The following is a 24,785-nucleotide window of genomic DNA, read 5'->3' as shown; positions in this document are numbered from 1 at the left end:
CTACGTCAAATACGTTAACACCTCGACCTCATCACCGCTCTCGATCACCAAATTATCAGGCGGCAACCACTGAAACTCACCGCCGCGGCGCAGACTCAACGGCAACTGGCCGGCAGCGCGCAGTTCGGCGACCGTCTTGCCGACGCGCCAGTCAGTGATAATTTGGCGGCGCTCCACCAGCAATTGATTGCCGATGTCAAAAGCCGCTTCGACATCAGGCACGAGCGCCGCCGCCACCAGACTCGGCGCAGCTAACGCCGAGGTGCTAAAGGCGGTGCGAATCCCGAACAGATCGGCCAACCGGTCGGCCAGCACATCGCTAAAGACGCGCAGCACCAAATGCACATCGGGGTACATGCTGCGCACGGCCAGCCCGATCTGCAAATTGAGCAGGTCATCGCTGTAGAGGGCAGCGAGCGACATGGCTTGCTCGATGCCAGCTTCCCGCAACAACTCTGGGTCACGGGCATCGCCGCGCAGCACCCGCACCCCCTGCGCGGTTAAGGCTTCGACATAGCGCTGCGGCGTTTCAACGTTGCAGATAACCGTGAGCGGCGGGCGCGGGTCGCGCCGGTTGAGCAAGCGTACCACCTGTGTGCCCACTTTGCCTAAACCGCAGACAATCAGGCCACCACTTCGTTTCACAGGCCGCGGACGGTTAGCCCATTGCGCCGCTTCGAGCGCCGGCAGCGGGCCAACCAGCGCGATCTCTTCGCTGGGCAAGATAGGTAAATGGGCATTGGGGCCGGGCAAGCGGCGCACGCCGAAGCGAGCTTCGAGATCGGCAACCGGCCCGATCAGCGGACTGTCATCGCTGACGGTGATATAGGCTACTCCCAGCAAGCCGGCGCGCAGATCGAGCACGTAGCGCACAGTCGAGCTGAGCAAGGCAGCGGCTAAGGTAGGCGCAGCGAGGGCTGCCGGGCTAAAGGCCGAATTACGGCCAAAGGTGCGTTCAATGCGGGCATCGAGGGCGCGGCTAAAGATACGCTGCACGGTCGGCAATTCGGGCCGGATGCGGCGCGCAGCTAGGGCAATCTCCAAATTCTTCAGATCATCATCAATGGTGGCGATCAAGCCCTGCGCCCGCTTGAGACCGGCCCGCGCCAACACCGCCGGGTCACGGGCATCGCCGCGTACCACCGGCACCCCTAAACCGGTCAACGTCGGGATAAACTCGCAGTTCGGATTGAGCTCGATGGCCACCACCTCGCGTCGGCAATCGAGCAATTGCAGCACGGCCCGGTAGCCAACTCTGCCCAACCCACACACGATTATGTGGCCGCGATAGGTCGCCGCCAGCGACTCTTGCCAGCGATCAGGCCGCGCCCGTTTGTCAACCAGCAGCCGGCCCACATCAACGGCGCTTTGCAGCAAAAAGAAGAGACCGAGCAGCGGGGTGAGAAAAAAGAGCGCGCGCCCGAACGGTTCATTGGGAAGGTCGAGATCGGTTTGGAAAAGGAGCAGCTTCAGCGTCTCAAACAGGGCAAAAGCGGTATCGGGTTCGTAGTCGAGACGCTCTGGCAAATAAAACCAACGCAAGTAGAGGGTACAGCTCGCCAAGACCAACAGCAGCGCGGTGATCGGGAACCACGCCTCACGCACGATGCGCAGATCATCGATGATATTGGCAAGAAGCAGCCGCCAGAGCGCAAACCGGCGCCGGCGCAGACGGGTGAGTCGGATGTCTTGGGCCATAAGAATGGTGATTCAAACACGAAGGAGCAACGACAGTCACGCCTCACCGCGACTTACTGCGATCATGCGATTGAGCCGTTCGAGCGCCCGTCCGTTATCGATGCTGGCCCGCGCCATCTTGACGCCGGTGGCCAGATCGGGCGTGAGGTCGCCGGCCACCAGAGCTGCCGCGGCGTTCAACAACACCACATCACGGCGCGGCCCCTGCTCTTCACCGCTAAGGATGGCGCGCACAATTGCCACGTTGTAGGCGACATCGCCACCGCGCAACGCCTCGCGCGGCGCGCGCGCCAAGCCGACATCTTCCGGCGTAACCATCATTTGGCGCAGCGCATGCCCGGCCCGCACCTCGAAGATTAGGTTGGGGCCGGAAAGGGTCAATTCATCAACCCCGCCGTCACCATGCACGACCAGCGCGTGGACGGTTTCGAGCCGGCTGAGAGCATTGGCCAGCTTTTCGGCCAGCGCCGCGCTCGCCACTCCCAACACTTGATAGCGGGCGCGGGCCGGATTGGTCAGCGGGCCAAGAATGTTGAACACGGTACGAATGCCGATCTCGCGCCGCACTGGCCCGGCAAAGCGCATCGCCGGATGGAACTTGGGCGCGAACATAAAGCCGATGCCGGCATCGCGCAAGCAGCGCGACACCCCTTCGGCATCCAGCTCGATCTGCACTCCTAGCCCTTCCAGCACATCGGCGCTACCGCACACACTCGACATCGCCCGATTGCCGTGCTTGGCCACCGTCAACCCAGCGCCAGCCGCGACAAACGCCGCGGTGGTGCTGATGTTAAAGGTATGCGCGCCATCGCCGCCGGTGCCGCAGGTGTCGATCACCGGCCCATCGAAATAGACGTGAGTCGCCTTTTCGCGCATCACTGCCGCCATGCCGGCAATCTCGGCATCAGTCTCACCCTTGATATGCAACGCAGTGAGGAATGCGCCGATCTGAGCCGGCGTCGCTGTGCCGCTCATAATCTCTTCCATCACGCTGGCCGCTTCGGCTTGAGTCAGATCGCGCCGTGCGACCACCGCAGCAATCGCCTCGCGAATGTTCATTGCATGCTCCTTAGAGATGCAGGAGACACACTGCCGTGCGCCGTACCACGACGCACTGCTTGCGTCTGTCCTTGGGAGACGCACGGCAGTGCGTCTGTCCATGTTGCGGTTGTATTGTAACGAGGCGGCGCGTTGCGGTCAATGGCAAAGGGCCGCACGAGTGTGCGGCCCTGCCGAGGCTTACCCGCTCATTAGCATTCGCTATAGCCGCACGAATGGCACTTGCGGCAACCCTCTTCGTTCAGCAGCGTCGCGTTTTGGCATTCGGGGCAGATTTCGCCCGCCTCGATCGCGCCGTGACCCGGCTCCACGTGCAGATGCGTGACCGGCGCCGGCTTAGGCGCAGGCGGCTCGGCGACACCGTTGCTGTCTTCGCTGCCGAAGGCATACTCGCCGTTGTAATAGCCGTTGCCATTACCATTACCATCCCCATTGCCATTGCCGTTCCCGTTGCCCTTCACGTAGTGCTCGAGCAGCACCTTGCCGATCGCATCGGGCACCGAGCGCACCCGATCCGGGCCAAAGCCCGCCGAGCGCGAACCGCCGATCCCGCGCAGTTGCTCGGCGATCAGTTTGACCGGCACGCCACAGCGCAGCGCCAGCGAGATCAGCCGCCCGATCGCCTCGGTGAAGGCGGTGACATCACTGCCGGCCCGACCAATGATAGCAAAGACCTCAAACGGCTTGCCCTCCAGTTCGGTGACGAACAGGCGCAGCTTGCCGAGCGGCGTCACCACCGGGAAGGAGTGGCTCGGCAGACCCTCGGCAGGCACCGGGCGCGGGGTGAGTTCCACCGGCGCTGTAGCGGCGGCTGGCTGCTCAGTCGGCTTGCGCTCGCTCTTGCCAGTCGAGCCGGTTGACAACACCTGATTCGCCCGCGAGCCGTCGCGGTAGACCGTAATCCCCTTGCAGCCAAGGCGGAAGGCCAGCTCGTACGCTTCGCGCACCTGATCAGGCGTCGCTTCGTGAGGGAAATTGATGGTCTTGGACAGGGCGCTATCGGTATACTCTTGAAACGCTGCTTGCATGCGCACGTGCCATTCGGGCGCGATGTCGTGGGCCGTCACCCACACGCGCTGCACGCCAGCGGGCACTTCGGGGTGGTGGATGTGGCCGGTGTCGGCGATCCGCTCCATCAACTCGGCGCTATACCACCCTTCGCGCTTGGCTTGGGCCACAAAGTCTTGGTTGATGTCGAGCATGCGGGTATCGGCCTGATAGCGCCAGAAGGCAATGGCAAACAGCGGCTCGATGCCCGACGAGCAGCCGGCGATGATGCTAATCGTGCCGGTGGGAGCAACGGTGGTCACGTTGCAGTTACGCAAGAGGCGCTGCGGTCGGACGCGCGAGCCATCGGGCCGGCGAGCGCAGGTTGCGTCCGGCCCCCAGATGCTGTACTCCCATTCGGGGAAGGGGCCGCGCTCGCGGGCCAACTGCTCGGACGCGACTTTGCTCTCTTCATCGAGGAAGTGCATCACCTTGCGCGCCAACTCGATCGCCTCGTGCGAATTGTAAGGCACGCCCAGCTTCACCAGCATATCGGCCCAACCCATCACCCCCAACCCAATCCGGCGGATGCGCTGGCTCAGTTGGGCAATCTGCTCAAGCGGGTAATGGTTGGCGTCGATCACATTGTCGAGGAAGCGGGTGCTCTCATGCACCACCTCGCGCAGATGCTCCCAATCGATCCGCTTATCGGGGGTCACAAACTTGCCCAGATTGACTGAGCCAAGGTTACAGACATCGTAGGCCAGCAACGGTTGCTCGCCGCACTGCCCGGTTACGAGCCCGTTAAAGATAACCGTATTGTGATCAGGCTGGGTCGTATCGTATACCGGTTCTTGCCCCTCATAGACAATCGCTATCACCTTGGTGGTGAAGGATTGGGTCTTGGGCAACGCGCGCTCGGCCGCCCAGCGCGCATACTTCTCATTCTTGGCCGCCGTCAGGAAGCCGATCTCGCGCATAAACCGATCGCGCGATGCGCCATCCATGATCAGCTCATAATCAGCTTGGCTGTGGTATAGCTTGCGATTGCCGCGCCCATCAGGCAAGAGACGCTGACCAGCCTCGCTCCGGAGCCGCACGCTGGCAAAGATGCCAAAATTCGCCAACAATTGCTGCACATCGCGCAACAGCTCGACCGAGTTAGCGGCAAGCCGAACCGAGCAGGTCTGGCTCGTCTCGGAAACATTGACCGTCCCATCGGTCTGGAACAAACCACGGAGGTAGCCTACGACACACTCGCGCCGGCCCCACCAGACCACTTCCGGCACGCGCAGCTTAGTAGCGGCAGTAAAGCCATACTCTTCGAGCACCCGCGCTAACCGCACCGAACGGATCGTGGTGAGATCACGCTCCGGAACCCGCACCGGCGTAACTTCATACTCTTTGCGATAGCCAAGCGCAGTACCGGCAACCAACTGATTAATATAGGCCACGAGACTCGCTGCCAGTTGCTGGTCTTCACCCCACAGATTCACCACTGCGCCGCCTTCGGCAGTAAAGGCGACATCGCCGGTGATCAGACCCAACAACAGGCCCAACTGATAATCACCCTCTTGGCCCCACAGCCCTTCCGCCGATTGCACCAGCAGCTCATCGCCGATCTGCAACTCGCGCAACTTCACCTTGCCGCGGGTGGTGTAGAAATCATGCCACTCAGTCGCCCGAATCTCGTAGCCGTCTTCGGTCACAACTCGGAAAACATCGGCGCTCTCGGCAGTCATAAAGACTGGCACTGCGTCGCGCACCGCCACGCCTTCACCCTCACCCAGCGCGCGCGTATCAACTGCCACCCGCAGCGGCGTCTTGCGCTCAAACAATTCCCGCACTTGCACCAGACCATACTGAGTATGGAGACGGGTATCACCAGTGACGCACGGGTTGGTCGCCTCATACGCGCCAAGATGGGGCACCGGATTATACTCGTTGGCGCGGTCGATGAAGAACAGGCCGGGTTCGCCGGTAGCGTGAGCGCACTGCACAATCAGGTCAAAGACCATACGGGCGCGGAGCCGCATCGGCTGGCCGGGTTGCACCAGCACCTCGCCGGTCAGCGGATGCTTCAGCCCTTCGCGGGAAGCGATATGCACTTGGCCGGTGCGCGGATTGATCAGATCGTACTCCTCGTCACGATCCACCGCGCGCATAAAGGCATCGGTAATCGCCACCGAGATATTGAAATTGGTGATCTTGGTGGTATCGAGCTTGCAGGTAATAAACTCGAGAATATCGGGATGATCGCAGCGCAAAATGCCCATATTCGCGCCGCGGCGGGTGCCGCCTTGCTTAATTGCCTCGGTCGAATGGTTATAAACATCCATAAAGCTGACCGGGCCGCTGGCCACCCCCATCGTGCTGCGCACCACATCATTACGCGGGCGCAGGCGCGAGAAGCTAAAACCGGTGCCGCCGCCGCTCTGGTGAATGAGGGCCTGATGCTTAAGCGTCTCGTAAATGCTGTTGAGGTTATCCTCAATTGGCAACACAAAACAGGCGCTCAATTGGCCGAGCGGGCGACCGGCGTTCATCAGGGTCGGGCTATTCGGCTCAAAATACCCCTGCGTCATAAGGTGGTAAAATCGCTCGGCCCGCCCTTCGACCTGCTCGGACGAAGCGCCATAGCGAGCATCAACAGCGGCGATCGTCTCGGCCACCCGCCAAAACATCGTCTCTGGCGTCTCGATCACATCACCGTGCTCGTTTTTCAGCAGGTAGCGCTTCTTCAACACCGTGCGGGCGATATCGGTCAAATCGGCAGGGGCAAGCTCTCGTTTCATCATTGCTAGAATGCTCCTCTGTTAGACAAACCGTCGGCACGCGGAGAAATCGGGATAGTACACCCAAAAGTGTAAAGAATTATTTTCACTTTCATCACGACGCGGAAAACCAGCACTAGAGGTAGATACTACATCTAGTGTGTACGATGAGTGGTAGGGTGCATATCTTGGTATTCTCGCACGCGCCGCTAGTGTATCACAGCGCTTAGGCTTGTGTCAAGCGGGGAAATGGTTACAAAATCATTTACAAGTTGACGATAATGCGACAACGCTTTGTCCGCACGTCAACAAATCTGGTATCATATCGGCAAGATTTCCGTGCGAAGGGGCATGCCTATGGCGACACTTGCTGCATCGAATGCTGAAACCGCGGTGGCCGGACTGCGCACCAGTTTTCGCCGCGCCGGTCAAGGCCCGCCGTTGCTGTTACTGCACGGTTGGGGCGGTTCGTCACGCCTATGGCACTACACCCTACGCGATCTAGCCGATCGCTACACCCTGATCGCACCCGATCTGCCCGGTTTCGGCTCGTCGCCGCCGTTGGCGGGGAAGCTCTCGCTTGAACGGCTGGCCGATTGGGTGATCGCGTTTGCCGACTCGCTGGGGATCGAGCGGTTTGCGATTAATGGCCACTCGCTCTGCGCAGCGGTCGCCGTACATGTAGCCGCCCGTTACCCTGACCGGGTGACGCGCCTTATCTTGACTAGCTTCAGCACCTTCCGCGACGAACGCGAGCGGCGGGTAGTGGCGTCGATTCACCATCTGATGGCGCTGTGGCTGGCGCTGCGCCGCCCATGGATGCTCGACGTACAGCCGATTATGCATCTGGTCGGCAATCGCTTCTTCTACCGGCTACCCGCCGATCACGGCATCCTCCGCGAGACGTTTGCCGATTTTCTCGCCATGGAGCAGCGCACGGCGCTGGAAACGGCGCGCGGCGCTGGCAGCCCGACGATCAGCGGCGCGATGGCCGCTGTGCGCGCACCGAGCTTGATCATCGCCTGCCGCCACGACCAGATTATGCCGCCGCCGGGAGCGCCGGTAGCCGCCTCACGCATCCCGTGCTGCCGGCTGGTCTGGATCGAACAGTGCGGCCATCTCCCGATGCTCGAACGCCCACAAGAGTATCACGCTATTCTGACCGAATTTCTTGAGGAATCACCCGCATGACGATCGATGTTGCCGCTTATCGCGCCGAGTTTCCGATCACCGAACGCTACGCCTTCCTCAGCCACGCCGCTGTCTCGCCGCTGAGCCGGCGGGTGCAGGCTGCCGTGCAAGCCTACCTCGACTATGCCGCCCGCGAGCCGTTTCTGGCCGTCTTTCCGCAGGTGATGGCCCAGTTTGCCGAGCTCAAGCAGCGGCTGGCCCGCCTGATCAACGCCGCCTCGCCCGACGAGATCGTGCTGATGCCCAACACTGCCGCCGGCATCAATACCGCCGCTGTCAGTTTGCCGCTGCGGCCCGGCGATAATGTGCTGGTGCTTGATGGCGATTATCCGGCGAATGTCTATCCGTGGCAGCAGTTGGCGTACCGGGGTGTGCTGGTGAAGGTGGTGCCGCAACACAAAGGCGGCCTTGACCTTGACCTCCTCGCGCGCCGGATCGACCACCGCACCCGCGTGATTGCCCTCAGCACGGCAATGTTTGCCACCGGCTTTCGCAATGATCTAGCCGCGGTGGGCCAAATTTGCCGCGAACGCGGGATCTATTTCGTGGTGGATGCGATCCAGACCCTCGGCGCCTTCCCGCTCGATGTGCAGGCGTGGCACATCGATATGCTGGCCTGCGGTTCGCAGAAATGGCTGCTGTCAACGCCGGGGAGCGGCTTTCTCTACGTGCGCCGCGAACTGATCCGCGATCTGGCGCCGGGGGCGTATGTTGGCGCGGCCAGCAGCGTGAGCGGGCAGAATTATCTCGATTACAACCTGACCCTGCCTGAAACCGCCGAGCGATTTACGCTGGGTACGCCGAATGTGGCCAATAACCTCGCGCTGTTGGCAGCAGTGAAGATGCTGCAAGAAGTGGGGATCGAGCGGATTGAGCGCCAGATTAACACACTGGTAGCGGCGCTGATCGACGATCTGCGCGAACGCGGCTACCAACTGGCCGCCAATACCGCCCCCGAACACCGCAGCGGAATTGTGGTGGCACTGGTCGAGAATCCCAACGCCGTTTCCCACCGGCTCAACGAGGCGGGGATCGTGGTGACGCCGCGCGGCGCTGGCGTGCGCATCGCGCCCCACTTCTACAATACTCTCGATGAAGTGTTGCGAGTGGGAGAGGCGCTCGACGCCGCTACCAAGTGACGGGCGCAGAGGGAACAGAGACGCAGAGGAGGAAATAAACGCAAAGGCGCAAAGAACGCGAAGGTTTTTGGGACAGGCGTTAGCACGTTCGTGATCCATTTCCAAAAACTCGTAGCGTCCTGTGCGTCTACCTACGACGATAAGCATTCAAATGCAAACACAGCAGCGCGAGTACCGCATCGCATCTTGCGGCATTGTATTGCCGCACTCCATCAAAAGCGCAAAGAACGCACAGGACACGAAAGTTTTTGGGACAGGCGTTAGCACGCTCGTGGCCTATTTCCAAAAACTCGTAGCCTCCTGTGCGCCTACCTACGACAATAAGCGTTCAAATGCAGACGCAGCAGCGCTAGCACTGCATCGTGCGGCAGTGTCTTGCCACACGCCATAACTACGGGACAAGACGCCGCGTCAAGCGCTAGCGGAACAGATGCAGGTTATCGCGGATCCACCCCACCATGCGCTCAATGCCCTCGTAGACCGAAACGCGCGGTTCCCAGCCCAATTCCTGCTTGGCCAGCGCAATATCGCTGATATAAACTGGCTGGTCGCCGGGCCGCCACTCGCTATAGCGCACCGGGATCTCGCGGCCAACCAACTGGCTCAGCACCGGGCCGAACTCGGCCCAAATCGACAAAGCGTTGTGGGGACCGCCGCCGATATTGTAGATATGGCCGCTCACCTGATCAATCCGCTCGAGCGCTGCCATATACGCCGCGATCAGATCATCGACGTACAGCATATCGCGCACCTGCTTGCCGTCGCCATAGATCGTGATCGGGCGTTCGAGCAAGGCCGCGATCGCAAAGTGCGCCGCCCAACCCTGATCCTCAACCCCAAACTGGCGCGAGCCATAGATGCATGACTGGCGGAAGACCACCGTCTTGAGGCCGTAGATGCGGGCATAATCGCGCACATACTGGTCAGCGGCGCCTTTGCTGCACCCGTAGGGCGAATGGAAATCGAGCAACTGGTGCTCAGGTACGCCGTTAGGCAGATCGCGGTAGCGATAGCGGGTTGCCTCCTCAACCACCGCCACCGTCTCCATTCCGCCGTAGACCTTATTGGTTGACGAGAAAAAGACAATTGGCGGTTCGGGGGCAAGGCGGGCCGCTTCAAGAATATTGAGCGTACCGAGAGCATTAATCTCGAAATCGCTGCGCGGATCTTTCACCGAGGTGGTGACGGCGACTTGGCCGGCAAGATGATAGACGATGCGATGGCCGGGAATCATCGCCTGCATGGCCGCAGCGTCACGAATATCGGCCTGCACAAAGCGCAGCCGGTCGCCATACCGTTCTTGCAGCCATGCCAGATTGAGCGGCGTGCGGGGACGGCTCAGATTATCAACAATGGTCACCTGTTCGCCTTGGCGGAGCAAGTAATCGGCTAGATTGCAGCCGATAAACCCTGCGCCGCCGGTGATAAGATGGGTCATGGATGTGCCCTCACGAGTCAATACAGAATAGTTTCCGGCCAATTATAGCATAGTGAACAACATAGCGAACGTCGGCGTGCCGATGTAGGGCCGCCGGTGTTCGCTTGACGACAGTATCACTCAACTAACGGGCAATGTACGGCGTGAACGTACGATACACCACCGCAACTTTCCGGACCGTAACGTTAATTGTGACTACCGGCAAATTAGGCGTACTGACAGTCAACGTGACGGGGTAAACACTGTTCGCAACGCTAGCCGCATTCACCGTTATCACGACCTTGCTCGGCGTGGTGCCGCTCACTGTTGAGCTGCTCAGCGTGGCCGAGATAATATTCCGGCTATCGCCGCTCTCGCTCAAACTAAGATTGAGCGACGAACCATCACGCGAGCTCAACGCGATTTCATACGTCTCCGGCGTCGAACCATCGGTCAGTACGAGCAACTCAGTCGTTGCCGCCTGTAAACCGGGAACTCTGAGGATGCCATCATTTGTAGCCGATCGACGGAATTGCGGCCATGGCGCGCTGTAAGCGGGCGCCGTCTGGTAACCGGATGGCGGTGTTTGGGCCGGAAAGACCTCAGCCAGATTCGTCCACGCATAGAGATGGGCTGTAATCGGCGGCGCCGCGCTAGAGCCATTGACAAATTTATGACCGCCGCCGATCACGACCTCCAGCACCCCATCGCCATTGATATCACCTACCGCCGGTGTCGCTTTTACGGTATACCATGCATAGAGCGATGGCTGAGGGCCGCATGCCGGTGAGAGATAGCAGGTCATCTGCTGGCCGTCGTAACCGCGTAACACGACCACACTCCAGAGATTAGCCGTTAATACCTCAACGATTCCATCGCCATTAATATCAGCGATGACTGGCGACTGCAAATTGCCGCCGTTCGGATCGTTAAAGCGTTCGTTTGGATCAGCCGAATAGTTAGCACTATACGGAATCGTGCGCCATTTCGGCATGGGGTTTTCAGGATCCCACGCGATCGTCTCGCTGTGAGGAATGCCATCATCGCCTGCCCACCCCACATTCACGACAATCTCCAGCTTCCCATCACCGTCAATATCACCGAGCGCTGGCGATGACTCAACGCATTCAGGAGCATTGAGCGTTTGTAACACTGCACCATCGCTTAAGCGAAAGATTTTAACCCAACGCCCCTTCTTCGTAACCGGAGTGTTAATATTGCTAATTGGCAACCAACAACTCGAACCGATCACCAATTCGCTGCCGGGATTGCTATCTAACACATCACCAATTGCCGGCGACGAATAGAGCGCCTGATCGACATAGGTACGCCAGATAAAGCCGGTCTGGAACTCGATCCGCTTAGGGTTGCGCGGGGCAGTGTCAAAGGCGTGCAGAAAACCGCCGTCTTGGGTCGGCGGTACGAGAATAGGGTTGGCAGTAATATCGGTGGCCGCTAACAGCTCAAGCTCAGGATCGTTGTCAATATTGTAGAACACCGGCGTTGACCAGATGGTATCGGCGGCATGGTAATACCAGCGCACCGTATAGGTGGTACTAGTGTCGGCGCTGAGGAGATAGAGGTTGCGATCAAACCCGCCGAAGGCGATCTCTAGCTTACCATCGCCATCGGCATCAGCCAGCGCGATCGAGGCGACCACACCGTACAGCGCTTCAGCCGGATAGCCTTGCTGCTGCTGCCATTGGCGCAAGCTAAACCGCCACGCGATTTGACCAGTCTGGCCATTAATGGCGACAATGCCGCCATCGCAGTTTGAGGCGAACACCGTACCGTAGCCAACCACAATATAGGGCACGCCATCGCTGAGCAACTCACCAACAACTGGACTGCTATTCCCAACATGATCGTCAATCGCTGTTGGCGAACATAGTTCTGGCAGCAACTGCACCGGCGGCCAGAGTGGTGTTCCATTCGCTCGGCGCGCATGCAAGAAACCATCACTGGTCACCACCGCCACTTCTTTGTGATTGGCCGCATTCCCATCAATCTCGGCAATCACCGGCGAACTGCGAATAATTGGCGCGTTACCAAGATTGATCCCGTGGCGGTTACTCGTATCGTGGGCTGGAAAATCTAAGCCATACGGGCTTGGATGCGTCCAACCCGGCAGCGGCGGCGGTTGATCGGCATAGCCGGCTTGTACGATGGGGGACGGGATCACGGTAACGAGTATCAACAGCGCCCCTAGTATTAGGATGGAGGGAGGGGTAGAACGTTTCACAGAACAACCTCCGGCTGTAACGAGCCATTCACTGCCACCAGTATAGCAGATGTATCTAACACCCGCATAACCAGACAAGGGTGTTGTGAGAGACTCGATCCCACCTATCAAAATAATCAGCGCCGTTGCCGGTGCAATTCGTGCAACCAGCAACGGCGCGCTGATCACAGATGCAACAGGGACAAGACCCGTTTACGGTGCATTCTGTTTCTCAATGGCCATTCGATCGCGCAGCAGAGCCAATTCACGCTCAAGCCGGCGTTGCGCGCGACGAGTATGGGCGAGTAGATCGAGCAGCTCAGTGACAAGTCGCATCACCGCGTGCTGATTGTGGTGATGGCCGTTAACCGGCGGGCGCTCCGCGGAAGGATGCGATCGATGACGCAACCGATTCACCCATCGGCGGGCACGGGCCATGACCGGCGCCGATTCGTGATCATTGGCAAACGCACCATTTCCATTCGCTAGCGCAGCCAACCGGCCCTGCACCTGCTCGAACAGTTGCCAACCAACGCTCTGATTGCAGAGATGTTGGATCAACCCAATGAGATGCGCTTCAAAGTGCGCATAGGTAAAATCGAGCGACCGCCGGATACCGCGTTGGGCCAATTCCGTTACCAATGATCGCGGCTGCAAGAACGTTGCCAATGCGAGGATCATTCGATCAACCAGCACGCTCCAGCCAAAGTTGGCTTGTACATACGCCCGACCCTGCTCACCCAAGGCCGCAGCCATTTCAGGGTCGGCCAGCAATTGATCAACCGCTGCGCCAAAACTGGCCGCACTTTCGCACACATAGCCGCCGCCGCTACGCTCGACATGTTCACGGGTAACCGCGCAATCGGCATGCACGATCACTGGCCGGCCCTGTTGCCAAGCCTCCATCATCACGATCGAGAAGCTCTCGTTGAGCGAGAGTTGGCAAAGCGCAAGAGCGGCGGCATACGCATCGGCCAACTCTTGCCGATCGACAATCATCCCCAAACGCACAATATCTGGCCGATCAGGGATCGACAAGTCACCTTTCCCAGCCAGCGCCAACTTCACGTCACTATCGGGATGGGCCGTTTTGTAGGCAATAAACCACTCAACGAGCAACCGCACATTCTTGGCTTCTTCCAGCCGCCCGCTGTACAGCAAGAACGGCGACGATATGCCGGTGCGCTCACGAAAGCGGGCCGGATCACCCCGCAATGGCTCATCAGGAAATCCATAGCCTAACACGGTTGAAAACGGATTAGCCAACCGCAGCTTCCCACGCGCTAACCGCTCTTCAGCCGCGGTATTAAACAATATTCCGCGCGCCTCTTCCAGCATTTCACGGAAGACGGCAAATTGCGCTGCCGGCTCATCGTGCAGACATGGGATATGAAAGGCACGATCGCCGGCCTGTTTCGCTGCATAATACGTGGTGCCAAACAGATACGGAGTGAAGATAAAGGCGGCATACTCTTCGCGGTGCCGGGCAATATACTCCTCGAGCGCCCGGCTCCGTAGGTTATGCTGCATGAACTGCTCTTCGTCCCGCCGGGTAATAACCTCGCCCCGCGCAGCTTTCATCTGTACGTCGTGAAAACCGCTCGGATCGATCGGATCGACCGCAAACCGGCGCACCGTAACGCCATTAATCACTTCGATTTCGGGCAGCGGCGCTGTGCCCCAACCGACCAAATCAACGGCGTTGGTTGTTAACGCCTTGACGGTAAACCCGCGCGCCGCCAATTGCTCGGCCCACGCTTGCGCACCACGCTCGGCGCCGCCTAACATATCGCGGCCATAGCGTGGCGTCACGAAGGCGATCGGGCGATTGCGCAGGATGCGTTGAGCTTGGACGCCATCGAGCGGATCAGGCGGTGGTTCTTGCCGTGCAGCGAGCACGCGCAGCACCTGCCGCGCCAGATCCTCGTGATCATCCGGGGTAAAGAGGAGGCCAGCATCACCGACGGTACTCGGCAGTGCCGTAGCCGCGGCTGCCACCACCGGCTTGCCGAGCGACATCGCCTCGATGACCGGCATACAGAAACCCTCGTGAATGCTAGCCATCACAAACACATCGCACAACTGGTAAAACGAGGCGATCTGATCGCGATTCTGCAACCCGGTAAAGATTACCGCATCGGCTACGCCTAATTCCGCTGCGCGCGCCTTCACCTCTGCGACATAACCAGCATAGACGTGGCGCGTCTCACCAACCAGCAGCAGCACCGTTTCAGGATAACGGGCGCGGATCAGCGGCAGCGCCTCGACCAAGACATGGATCCGCTTGTTGCGTGCCATCCGGCCAACGTACAACAATACCTGCTTGCCGGCTAAGCCATATTGTTGCTGTAACTGGGGATCGGGCGATTGAGCGTACGCTGCATCGCGCGTCACCGGATACGGCAAGACACTCGTACGGCTTGGCGCAATCAAACCAGTGGCCACCAGCTCATCAACCATATATTGGCTGTGGGCCACGGCATAATCGGCAAACTGAACGAGATTCAAATTGGCCACACCACGCGCCACATCTTCATACCCCGGCTGACCCGTTCCCCAAATCGCCGGCGGCGTAACACCGTGATAATCAAACAACACCGGCGCGCGAGCCTCACGGATCAACTCAACCAGCTCGTAGTAGATAGGATAATTGACGATCACCACCGCCGAGCGACGAAAATGCTCGGCTACCGGAGCGCTATACGCATCCGGTTCAAGTATTTGGCGCAATTCGACCGGCACCATAAACCGCCGCAACGATCGCGGCAAACGATCATCAATAAAGCCGGTCAATAACAACGGATGAAAGCCCGCTTCCGCCAATGCCCGCACCTGCATTGCCACATGGTTTCCTACCGCATCATTTGCTAAACAATTGCCGTTAATGACGGTAATGCGGGGGTTTCGTGACGGCTCAACCGTCATTGGTGAAGACCATGGTGTGACGCCGCGCTCGCGAAACCAAGCGATCATATATTCAACTAGCTCGATGGTGAGCACATACTCACCCGCCACGACTGGCGCTATTAGCCGCAACTCAATCGTGATGGCATCGCCGCACGGTACCGATCGTGGGATCGGCTGCCACGGCATTTCTTGCACAACCATCCCATCGAGTGTTGTCCAACGCGCTACCAGCATGACCGGGTAGCCAGTCGCCAACCACGGAATCAAGCCCGTATTGCGCAACTGCAACTCGATCAAGAGCGGTTCCATTGCGACCAGACGCGCCGGCAACGGATCAAGCAAGGTGTATTCAACCCCGTAAAGTGTTTGTGGTTTCATAAGACATCTATGAATGGTTAAACATCCAATCAGCGCGCTGGTGCGCATTCCGCCACAAGGCGCGGGCTTGCGCCCGCTGTAGGCATCGCACGAAGCCAATCAACTGATCTTCATCCGCTGGTTGGAAGGTAGGATCAAGCTGTCGTCGCGCCACCAAGATCTCACGTAGATGTAATAACGTCTCTGCATAGGCCCAACGTAGCGCGCGCCCCTCTACTGGCCACAGCGCATGGCGCTCAGCATGGGCGCATTCAGCGGGAAAGAACGACTCGAAGAGATCAGAAAGGGTATAATGCTTCAGGACAAAGCGTAAGCGACCGCGATTATAGTAGCTGCTACGTTGCAACTCATCACGCAGCGAGAGCGACTCGTGATGGACTAAGGTAGCCATTGGATTGTATACGATCTTCCACCCTGCCCGGCGTAAGCGCCAACAGAGATCAAGATCTTCAAAATACGCCGGAACGAAACCCTCATCCAGCGGTTGTCCCGGATCAAGCGCTGCGGTGCGGAGCGCGATAGCGGCGCCAGTGACAAAATCGCATTCCCGTACGCTATCGTACTGGCCCGTATCGGGCTCGTGCCATCCGAGATGCTGCACAATCGCCCGCGGCCATTCCAACCTCACGCCCGCGTGTTGGATCGTGCCATCAGGATAGCGAATCTTGGCGCCAATAGCCGCCACCTGTTCATCAGCCGCCAATGGCGTAACCAACTGTTCGACGCATGCCGGATCGAGGATAGTATCCTGATTAAGCAAAATGACAGCATCAGGCGGCGACGGCTCGGCAAGCACGGTGCGGATCCCGATATTCATTCCGCCTGCAAAACCGAGATTACGCTCATTGCGAATGAGCCGCACATCGGGATAGCGCTGAGTAATCTGGTCTATCGTATTATCTCGTGAAGCGTTGTCGACAACAACAATCTCCACTGGCATTGATTGCTGATGTAACGACTCAAGGCAAGCTAAGGTAGCTGCAGCAGCATTCCAACTCAAAACAATGGCAACAACTCTCATATCATTGCTATTCTTGCTGTGGCGGCAGCGCCGGAACACCACCAATACGGGCCAATACTTGAGCGGTTGTCTCCTCCAAACCGGCTAGTTGGTCGGCGAAATCACGGATTTGTTTGCCAATTTGATGAATTTCGGCTACTTGACAATGGTTATGATATTGCATCCCATCTTCGAGATTTGTCACCCGTAGTCTTAGCTCCTGCGCGAGCTGTTCAAGCGTCTGCGCCCGTTGCTCCAGCGTCTGCGCCCGTTGCTCCAGCGTCTGCGCCCGTTGTTCTAACCGCGCCGAGACATCAAAGAGCAATCTGGTCGTGTGATCAATTTGTTCGGCCAGCGCATAGGTTGATCGCAACACGGCTGCATTGTAATCGCGTTGGAACTTCATAAGCAGCAACCAGATCTTTTGTTGCACCCAACGCCACGGCAAGCCGCCTGAAGCCGGTTGTTCCATTTTCCAGATTTGTTCTTGCGCTCTAATAGCATCATTACGCACTTTGTGCAGCATTGCAGCCGTCTGGTCAATGTCAGGTGTAACCATAGACATTGTTTCCTCCTGAGATGGCAAATCCGCATCCACCGACGCTATTTCATGGTCTCTCTGCAATTCCACTGGTGTAGGACAAACCGGCAGCAGTCCAGTAAGCATGCGGATCAATGGCTGCGCCACCTGTGACCAACGCAATTGTTGGCCCAACTTAGCCGCGTTCATACTCTGCACGGCTTGGCGTTGCGGATCGGCCAACAAACGGATTAGAGCGGCAGCAACTGCATCGACATCGCCCATTGGCACTGCTTCCCCGGCGTCATGGGTGACAATAAGATCAGCCGCCGCATCCCCAGCGCTTAGCACTGTTGGTTTACCCACCCATAAATGATCGAGCACCCGTGAACGCACCGCTGCGTAGCGCGTTTCGAGATGCTCACGGTGCAATGATACCATAACTGTCGCTTCGAGCAAAACATCCGCCCGTCGCTCATACGGGATCCATTCTTCGTAAAAATGCACGCCTTGGCCGAGCAAGCCCAACTCAGCAGCCAACTGGCGGGTCTGTTGCGGGGTAATCATCTCGTGTACCGGGCCGGGATGCCGTCCGGCCAGAAACACCAAGCGAGCATTCGGCGCCTGAGCCAACACCTGCGGCATCGCGCGCACGACCGTCTGGGGATCGAGCCAATCCCAGAGTCCGCCGCTCCACAAAATAATCTCGTGATCGGCGCCGAGATCATCAAGCGCGCCGCGCAACGCCGGCTGGCCGCTAGCTTGCGGCGGCGCATCGCCCACCCCAAACGGCACTACATCGATCAGATTACGCAATAAGGGATCAGCATCAATCAGCGACGGGGTAAGCCGGCCTTCAACTAAGAGACCGCCGATGTACAGATCACGCTGACGTTCGGTGGCGCAGAGGAAATGGTCGCCACGCTGCAGCAGGTTACGCAAGAGAGTTGCGTCACGCTCAGCAATATACTGCCGCTCAGCCAATGGTTGCTGCCGAAAGAGTTCGAGATTCTCAAACGCAACCGGATCGTACAGATCAATAATCAAGCGACCGCGATAGGCGAGCAATTCAGGGTGTGCGGCAGCGACAAACCCATTCGCCAATACTACGGTAGCAGCTGATAGATAAGGGACGAGCGTAGATGCATCACCCCAAACATATTGGCCACATGTCACCCCTGACGGTGGGGCAAGATCGATCGGACGCGGGGCAACCAACGTCACCGGCGCGGTGCGCGCCACAACTCGGGCCAGTTCCCACATACGGATGCCCGGCCCGGCCATACGCTGACCGATGACGTCGTGGCTGATGATAAGCAATGAGTTCATCCGTGCCAGCTCCAATGCCCTTCGATGAAGAGCATACCGTAGCGTTGGCTAAGCCCGTCGCTATGCACGACCAGCGGATACATCCGGTCATGCACGTCAAATTCATGCAGTTGGGTATAGTCTGTCGCCGAGGCGCTCACCAGATAGCGCCCGCCAAGGAAGGGCAAACGCGGAATGTGATAGTCAATCATACCGAGACCTTCGATGACCGGAATGTGGTACTTATCAAACCCGGTATTCGGCCCAGTCAACCACGACCCGCTCTCGTGATTAATACCGACCCCAAACACCGGTCGCTCGATCCGTTCGTGAGCCACGTAATGAATCCGGATGGTCAGCGGTTCGTGGGTGCGGAAGGTTACTCGTTCGTTCCCATCCTGATCGAGCAATTGCACCCGCACAATCTCGACTTCCCGCGTGCCGCGACGCATCCGCTCGCTCCATGTTTGATCGAGTGCCTCCTCCTTGGATCGTTGCTCAAATTCAGCCCGTTCTCGTTCATTCACATCAGCCAAATACGCATCAACCACCTCAACGGCGCTGCCATAGGCCTTCATCTCGCCATGATCGAGCCAAACCGCAACATCGCAGAGCGAGCGCACCACATCGAGCGCATGCGATACAAAGACAATGGTCTTGCCGGCGCGGCGAAAACCGTAAATGCGTTCGATGCACTTGCGCTGAAACGCCTCGTCACCAACTGCCAACACCTCATCGGTAATCAGAATATCCGGCTCCACTGCCGTCGCCACGGCAAAGGCCAGCCGGGTGTACATGCCCGACGAATAGTGTTTGACTTCCGTATCAAGAAATTGGCCAATCTCAGAAAACTCGATGATTTCAGGCATTTTCCGCAGCATCTCTTTGCGGCTGAAGCCCATCAACGAACCATAGAGAAAAACATTCTCGCGCCCGCTCAGTTCAGGATGAAAGCCGCTACCCAGCTCTAGCAGGGCAGCAATCCGGCCCTGCGTAGCCACTCGCCCGCTGGTTGGTTCGAGCACGCGCGTCATCAGTTTGAGAATCGTGCTTTTGCCGGCGCCATTGTGCCCGACCAAGCCGATGCTTTGTCCCTCTTCCACTGCGAAACTGACATCACGCACGGCCCAGAAGGCCTCAGCCGGCGGCAGACCGCGGATTAAACCTATGAACCGCTCTTGGATCGTCGAGGCATTTTGGCGGCGCACGAACTGCCGCGATACCTTATCAAACTCAATGACCACACTCATAGCTCTTCACCAAAATGACAGCTGGTGCGCTGGAAGAACCAATACCCGATGGCCAACACCACCAGCGCGGTAACACCCACCCGCAGCATTGCGCTCAGCGACGGCACGCCGGGAGTAGGGATCAAGCCAACTGGCACGACATTCCCATAAATGATGTCGCGGTAGAACTCGATGATCGAGGCTAACGGATTGAGCCAGCGAATGACCCGGGCCGCAATCCCTTCGCTAATTGTGCTCAATGGGTAGATAACTGGGGTGAGGAAGAACCAAATATTAATCACAATTCCGATCAGATGCACGACATCGCGAAAGAAGACCGCGCCAGCGCCAAGCAGCAGCGCCAACCCAGCCAGAAAAACCGTCTGCAAGGCCATAATGACCGGTAGATAAATAATGGTCCAGCTTAGGTTGAGCCGGCCAAGGGTTGTCATTTGCACAATGATGATCACCAGCAACATCATTGGCAAGGAAAGAATGAAATTTAGCAGACTCGATCCAACAGCGACCAGCGGCAATACTTCCCGCGGGAAGTAGACCTTCTTGACCAACGCGGCGTTGTCGATAATGCTGCGGGTGCCATTGAGCACCGCTTCAGCGGTGTAGTTCCACGGCAGCAGACCAACGATCACAAACACCGGAAACATCGCAATGCCGTTAGGCAGCAGAAAGCTAAAGACGATCACGTAGACTAGCATCATGCCCAACGGCGCGATCTGGGTCCAGAGGTAGCCAAGCGTGCTGCCTTTATAGCGAGCGCGCAAATCACGCAGCACGAGGTTGCGGATCAATTCGCGATACTGCCACAGCTCTTGCAGCTTTGGCAACACGCCGGCGCTACGATCGAGCGCAATGCCGCCAAAACCCAGTGCGGCGCCGACGAGGGCCGCCAGCGCGATCAATGGCAGCTCGTAGCGCGGTTCGGGGTCAGCGGGCAACGCTGCCGGCATGCGATAGGCCGCGCTGACCTGATCGGCATTAAAGCGTGCGCCAGCTTCGCGGATCATATAGTTGATCGCGGCGTCAATCGCGCGCAGTTGGGCGATAGCCCGATTGCGGGCCGCCAATTCCGCCGCCGCGGCTGGATTGGCAGCGGCGCAACTCTGCAAAGCTGCTTCGCGGGTGGCCGTCTCGGTGAGGCCGGCACTGGCGCACAGCGCATCAAGCGTCGCGTTGCGGGTGTTGATGGCAAACCGCCACAGATCGTAACGCGACTCCAGTGCGCGAGCCACATCGCTCAACTCTTCCCCAGACAGATCGGCCAGCGTGCGCGGCGTGCTAAACGGCTCGATTGGGCGCGAAAGGGGCAATGCCTCCAGCCGCAATATATCGCGTAACAGCCACGCGAAGCGATCGTTTGGCGCGGGGGTTTGGCCGTTCAGCGCCTGCCAAAGCTGCCAGCCCAACATATTGCGCAAGATTTCACGCCCGCCGGCAGCCCGAATTTGGCGCACCAGCTCGGCGGCGCCAGCATCAGCCAACGCTTTGGCTTCGACAGCGTTACCGGCAATCCCGCGCACCACCACCACACCCGATTCGGGTAACAGATACTCAACCTGAAAATCGGGCAGGCCAAACCGCACATCAGCCCGCGCCAACGCACCGAGGCGCAACGCTTCGGTCGCATCGGCAACCGCGATGTCCATACCGGTCAGATTAGGCGCCACCGGTTGGTAGATCGGTCCATAGCGCGCCGTATCAAACCGAACCTCAGCATCGGCAAAATAGATGATAGGACGGGTCAAGATCGGGGGCAAGGCAACGCTCAATGCCCCAACAACGCAGATGATCAGCCACAGCCATTGGTACAATGGCAACGCGCCGCGCCGCGCCATCAGCGCCGACCCGATTGCGCGCCAACCTGTCGCTTGATTTAGCGGCTGCTTGATCGTGTTGGCCACAACGTCACCTCTACAGTTTGGCCAGCGGCAAGATCGAGCCTGAGCCTATTGCCAGCTTGCCATTGTTCACGTGGCATAATGTCATTGTTCACCGCGACGTCAGCCGTGCCCGCCGGCAGATCGATCATCAAACCGATCAGCGGGTAGGGCGATAGATTGTGCAGCCGATACCGCTGCGCTGCACTGCCCCCACCCCGCTCAGACGCCCCAACTAGCTCAGCCAGTTGAGTGATGTCGAGCATTTTGAGCGCAATCTGCCAACTGGCAATCTCACTCAACGGCGCCACCCAAATATCGCCGCGCCTGACGGTGTAGGATACCACATCTTCCCACGCCGCTTGTTGGGCCGCGTTCGTCACCTCTTCGGTATGCGCCCAGATGTCGATCATCCCGCCCACGGCGACAGCCCGCTCGATCTGCGCAATCGCCAACTCAGCCCGCGCCGGGGTCAGGTAGAAGTCAGGACAGGCGATGATCCGGCCTTCCCGTCCAGGCAGCCAGCGGCACTGCGGATCGCGGATCAGACTCCGTTCGTCGGTTGGGAAGAGATTATAGGGTCCATAATCGCTCAGGCGCGTCACCGAGCGGATGCCAGCTTGTTCGATCACATCCCAATTGGCGTCGCTCATACCGGCGCTGCTGCTCCACGGGAAGGCGAGCGAGCGGGCATTACCGACGCCGCGCTCGGCAGCCACCGCGTTCCAAGTTTCCACATCAGCCCGCCACGTCGCCACATCGGCATAGCCGCCGTAGAGATGGCTAAAGGTGTGGCTCTGTATCTCATGGCCAGCAGCCAGCAACAGCTCGATCTGGTCGCCAAAGTACCACGCCGGGTCGGTAGCCGCCGTCCCATACGGATCATCGCTAAACCACGGACGATTTATCCAGCGATCGCTCCGCCACCCGTTGGCTGCCGAGGCCCACGCAAACACCGGATCACCCATAAACCGGCGCCGCTCACGGTTGCCCATCAGAAAGTTATAGCCGGTAGCGTAATAGGTCGCGCGCACATTGTAGCGCGCAAAGATAGCCATGCTCGTTTCCACGCCGGTGCGCATGCGCATCCCGCGCAGAAGCGGGTCTTCATCGGCGCGCGGGTCATCAACCGAGCGCGAATGCACCAACCCGCCCATCGCCGTTTCCCAGTCGAAGGTAAACGCCACCGCTGCCCGATAACCTTCCGGCCACGGCTCAATCACCAACGGCAACGCGGGCTCAAGGGCTTGCGCTGCCAGTAACAGATGGCCGCCGCGTTGCAGGCGCGGCATGTCGAGGTAAATGCGATCATCGGACGATGGTTCGATCCGCACGCGCAAGACGCGAGCGGTGTCCGGAGCGCGGGCCTGCCCGCCAATAACCGACCACCCTGCCGGCGGTCGTTCCGGCGTCCATAATGCGACCGGCTGCCACAACGTCGCCATGCGTTCGCGCACCTCGCCGCGCTCATCGTACCACTCAAAGACAAGCCGGACGCGAGTGGGAGAGCGCAACAATGAGTCGGTCAGCGCGGCAACCGTAAAACAATAGGTCACGCCGGGTTGAACCCTAACCGGCGGCGTTTGGGCATAGTTGGCAATCCCGATCAGTTGCAGACCGCGCCCGTCGCCATCGAGATCAAATCCTTGGCCATCGATCGCCGGGCCATGCAATTCGACGCCGCCGGCGCCGCGGCTCCAGCCGTCTGGCAGACCGCTCACCTCGCCAATCAGGGCAAAATTGGCATTCGGCAAGAGATTGGGATCGACAAAGGGAGGCGCAGCGCAACGATCAAGGCGCTGACTGATAAAGAAGAAGATTCCGGCCGCGCCAATAATCAATGAGACCAGAATGGCGCCCAACGCAAACTGGCGTGAGATCATCGATCTTAATAATACGTTACGTCTAGCGCGACCCGATGTCGCGGCTGCATTGTACCATAGATACCCTTAACCGTTCGTTGCCGGGTTGTAGCCTGACACACTGCGGCATCTCTGCTACAGTGACAGGGAACATAAGGAGCGTTGCGTCACATGTGAGATCCATAGCATAAGGAGCGTTATCGTATGCAAGCAACGTCCGTGGCTACGATCAGCGAACGGCAGATCACCGTTGATGGCTTTCGCCTGCGAGTCTTGTCCGCTGGGCAAGGGCCGGCAGTGCTCTTGTTGCACGGCTTTGTCGTCAGCGCCGACGACTGGATTCCAACCATTCAGACACTCGCCGCAGCCGGTTATCACGCCATCGCGCCCGACGCGCTCGGGTTTGGCGCATCAGATAAACCGGGCGGCTCAGTCTATACCTTGCGCCGCTATGCCGATCTGAATGCCGGGGTGTTAACGGCCTTCGGCGTAGCACGAGCGGCAGTGGTAGGACACTCGATGGGTGGCAAGCATGCGCTAGCGACCACCATTCTCCATCCGCAGCGAGTCGAACAGCTCGTTATTACCGACAGTGAAGGCTTTATGCAATTGCCGCTCTTTATGCGCAAAGGCGGATCACTGCCCTTCCTTGGCGAGGCGATTACCGCCCTTTCCTCGTTCCCTTTCGTCGTCAAGATGCAGTTGCGCGCCGCGTTTGCTAATCCCGATCGCTACATTACGCCTGAATTGGTGGCGCGTGGCCAGAAGACGCTGAGCGATCCGGCGATCCGGCGCACGATGGTCTCGCTGAGCCGGTTTTATGACGCCAACGATCTGCGCGGCAGCGGGTTGTGGCCGCGGCTTGCCGAGATTACCCAGCCGACCTTGATTATCTGGGGGAAGGAAGATCACCTTTTCCCGGTGAGTTGCGCCGCTGAGGCCCAGCGTGCGTTACCCCACGCCCGGCTCGAGATTATCCCCAATTGCGGTCACTTTCCGATGATCGAAGCGGCTGACCGCTTCCACCAACTGGTGCTGGAGTTTTTGCAAGAGGGATGACAAATCAGCTTAGCCGACTGCTGGCTAGCGGGTGAGCCGCCCGCGCTCCGTCACGACCGCTGGCCCGCGCTCACCCGCTGCGGTTCAGGGGCTGATCCCGAACCCGGCCCTGAAGGGCCGGGCTTGGCTTACGAAGCCCGC

14 protein-coding genes are annotated in these 24,785 nt (G+C 59.0%); 3 read left to right on the top strand and 11 right to left on the bottom strand.

What is annotated here, in order from left to right:
* The 3 genes from U9R81_RS12780 to U9R81_RS12770 all read right to left on the bottom strand — a co-directional run bounded on the left by U9R81_RS12780 (position 1) and on the right by U9R81_RS12770 (position 6,542).
* Positions 1 to 1,698, bottom strand: a complete 1,698-nt coding sequence (locus tag U9R81_RS12780; protein ID WP_322495832.1) for a potassium channel family protein — start codon at positions 1,696 to 1,698, stop codon at positions 1 to 3.
* A 36-nt stretch (positions 1,699 to 1,734) separates the two neighbouring features.
* On the bottom strand, positions 1,735 to 2,757 hold the full coding sequence (gene trpD / locus U9R81_RS12775; protein WP_322495831.1) for an anthranilate phosphoribosyltransferase: 1,023 nt from the start codon (positions 2,755 to 2,757) through the stop codon (positions 1,735 to 1,737).
* A gap of 191 nt (positions 2,758 to 2,948) precedes the next feature.
* Entirely contained in the window at positions 2,949 to 6,542 is a 3,594-nt protein-coding gene (locus U9R81_RS12770) for a ribonucleotide reductase N-terminal alpha domain-containing protein (RefSeq protein WP_322495830.1), read from the bottom strand.
* A gap of 333 nt (positions 6,543 to 6,875) precedes the next feature.
* Here U9R81_RS12770 and U9R81_RS12765 point away from each other — a divergent pair, with 333 nt between their 5' ends.
* Together U9R81_RS12765 and U9R81_RS12760 are read left to right on the top strand one after the other, a co-directional pair.
* On the top strand, positions 6,876 to 7,709 hold the full coding sequence (locus tag U9R81_RS12765) for an alpha/beta hydrolase (protein WP_322495829.1): 834 nt from the start codon (positions 6,876 to 6,878) through the stop codon (positions 7,707 to 7,709).
* Positions 7,706 to 8,848, top strand: coding sequence for an aminotransferase class V-fold PLP-dependent enzyme (locus U9R81_RS12760; RefSeq protein ID WP_322495828.1), 1,143 nt, complete (start codon positions 7,706 to 7,708; stop codon positions 8,846 to 8,848). Before U9R81_RS12765 ends, U9R81_RS12760 begins: the two co-directional genes overlap by 4 nt.
* A 418-nt stretch (positions 8,849 to 9,266) precedes the next feature.
* Here U9R81_RS12760 and U9R81_RS12755 read toward each other — a convergent pair whose 3' ends face one another.
* The 8 genes from U9R81_RS12755 to U9R81_RS12720 form a co-directional block, all read right to left on the bottom strand.
* Entirely contained in the window at positions 9,267 to 10,286 is a 1,020-nt protein-coding gene (locus U9R81_RS12755) for a GDP-mannose 4,6-dehydratase (RefSeq protein WP_322495827.1), read from the bottom strand.
* A 124-nt stretch (positions 10,287 to 10,410) separates the two neighbouring features.
* On the bottom strand, positions 10,411 to 12,507 hold the full coding sequence (locus U9R81_RS12750) for an FG-GAP-like repeat-containing protein (protein ID WP_322495826.1): 2,097 nt from the start codon (positions 12,505 to 12,507) through the stop codon (positions 10,411 to 10,413).
* Positions 12,508 to 12,699: 192 nt separating this feature from the next.
* Positions 12,700 to 15,771, bottom strand: a complete 3,072-nt coding sequence (locus U9R81_RS12745; protein WP_322495825.1) for a glycosyltransferase family 4 protein — start codon at positions 15,769 to 15,771, stop codon at positions 12,700 to 12,702.
* Between the two features lie 7 nt (positions 15,772 to 15,778).
* Entirely contained in the window at positions 15,779 to 16,792 is a 1,014-nt protein-coding gene (locus U9R81_RS12740) for a glycosyltransferase family 2 protein (protein ID WP_322495824.1), read from the bottom strand.
* A gap of 7 nt (positions 16,793 to 16,799) precedes the next feature.
* Positions 16,800 to 18,620, bottom strand: coding sequence for a glycosyltransferase family 4 protein (locus U9R81_RS12735; RefSeq protein ID WP_322495823.1), 1,821 nt, complete (start codon positions 18,618 to 18,620; stop codon positions 16,800 to 16,802).
* A complete protein-coding gene (locus tag U9R81_RS12730; protein WP_322495822.1) occupies positions 18,617 to 19,849 on the bottom strand; it encodes an ABC transporter ATP-binding protein in 1,233 nt (410 codons plus the stop codon). The genes U9R81_RS12735 and U9R81_RS12730 overlap by 4 nt, the downstream gene beginning before the upstream one ends.
* On the bottom strand, positions 19,846 to 21,747 hold the full coding sequence (locus U9R81_RS12725; protein WP_322495821.1) for an ABC transporter permease: 1,902 nt from the start codon (positions 21,745 to 21,747) through the stop codon (positions 19,846 to 19,848). The genes U9R81_RS12730 and U9R81_RS12725 overlap by 4 nt, the downstream gene beginning before the upstream one ends.
* Complete coding sequence (locus tag U9R81_RS12720; RefSeq protein WP_322495820.1) at positions 21,720 to 23,606, bottom strand: polysaccharide deacetylase family protein; 1,887 nt, start codon at positions 23,604 to 23,606, stop codon at positions 21,720 to 21,722. The genes U9R81_RS12725 and U9R81_RS12720 overlap by 28 nt, the downstream gene beginning before the upstream one ends.
* A gap of 183 nt (positions 23,607 to 23,789) precedes the next feature.
* Between U9R81_RS12720 and U9R81_RS12715 the strand changes: the two genes are divergently transcribed.
* The gene (locus U9R81_RS12715) at positions 23,790 to 24,644 is read left to right on the top strand and encodes an alpha/beta hydrolase (RefSeq protein ID WP_322495819.1); all 855 of its coding nucleotides are present in this window, start codon (positions 23,790 to 23,792) and stop codon (positions 24,642 to 24,644) included.
* Positions 24,645 to 24,785 lie beyond the last annotated feature (141 nt).

Origin of the sequence: Chloroflexus sp. (assembly GCF_034435895.1) — a bacterium.
Lineage (GTDB): Bacteria > Chloroflexota > Chloroflexia > Chloroflexales > Chloroflexaceae > Chloroflexus.
The sequence above is the reverse complement of the archived record's forward strand: the minus strand, read 5'-3'. Positions and strand labels throughout refer to the sequence as shown.

Coding starts and splice junctions, on each gene's coding strand:
- U9R81_RS12780 (WP_322495832.1), bottom strand. CDS start 1,698: ATGGCCCAAGACATCCGACTCACCCGTCTGCGCCGGCGCCGGTTTGCG.
- trpD (WP_322495831.1), bottom strand. CDS start 2,757: ATGAACATTCGCGAGGCGATTGCTGCGGTGGTCGCACGGCGCGATCTG.
- U9R81_RS12770 (WP_322495830.1), bottom strand. CDS start 6,542: ATGATGAAACGAGAGCTTGCCCCTGCCGATTTGACCGATATCGCCCGC.
- U9R81_RS12765 (WP_322495829.1), top strand. CDS start 6,876: ATGGCGACACTTGCTGCATCGAATGCTGAAACCGCGGTGGCCGGACTG.
- U9R81_RS12760 (WP_322495828.1), top strand. CDS start 7,706: ATGACGATCGATGTTGCCGCTTATCGCGCCGAGTTTCCGATCACCGAA.
- U9R81_RS12755 (WP_322495827.1), bottom strand. CDS start 10,286: ATGACCCATCTTATCACCGGCGGCGCAGGGTTTATCGGCTGCAATCTA.
- U9R81_RS12745 (WP_322495825.1), bottom strand. CDS start 15,771: ATGAAACCACAAACACTTTACGGGGTTGAATACACCTTGCTTGATCCG.
- U9R81_RS12740 (WP_322495824.1), bottom strand. CDS start 16,792: ATGAGAGTTGTTGCCATTGTTTTGAGTTGGAATGCTGCTGCAGCTACC.
- U9R81_RS12735 (WP_322495823.1), bottom strand. CDS start 18,620: ATGAACTCATTGCTTATCATCAGCCACGACGTCATCGGTCAGCGTATG.
- U9R81_RS12730 (WP_322495822.1), bottom strand. CDS start 19,849: ATGAGTGTGGTCATTGAGTTTGATAAGGTATCGCGGCAGTTCGTGCGC.
- U9R81_RS12720 (WP_322495820.1), bottom strand. CDS start 23,606: ATGATCTCACGCCAGTTTGCGTTGGGCGCCATTCTGGTCTCATTGATT.
- U9R81_RS12715 (WP_322495819.1), top strand. CDS start 23,790: ATGCAAGCAACGTCCGTGGCTACGATCAGCGAACGGCAGATCACCGTT.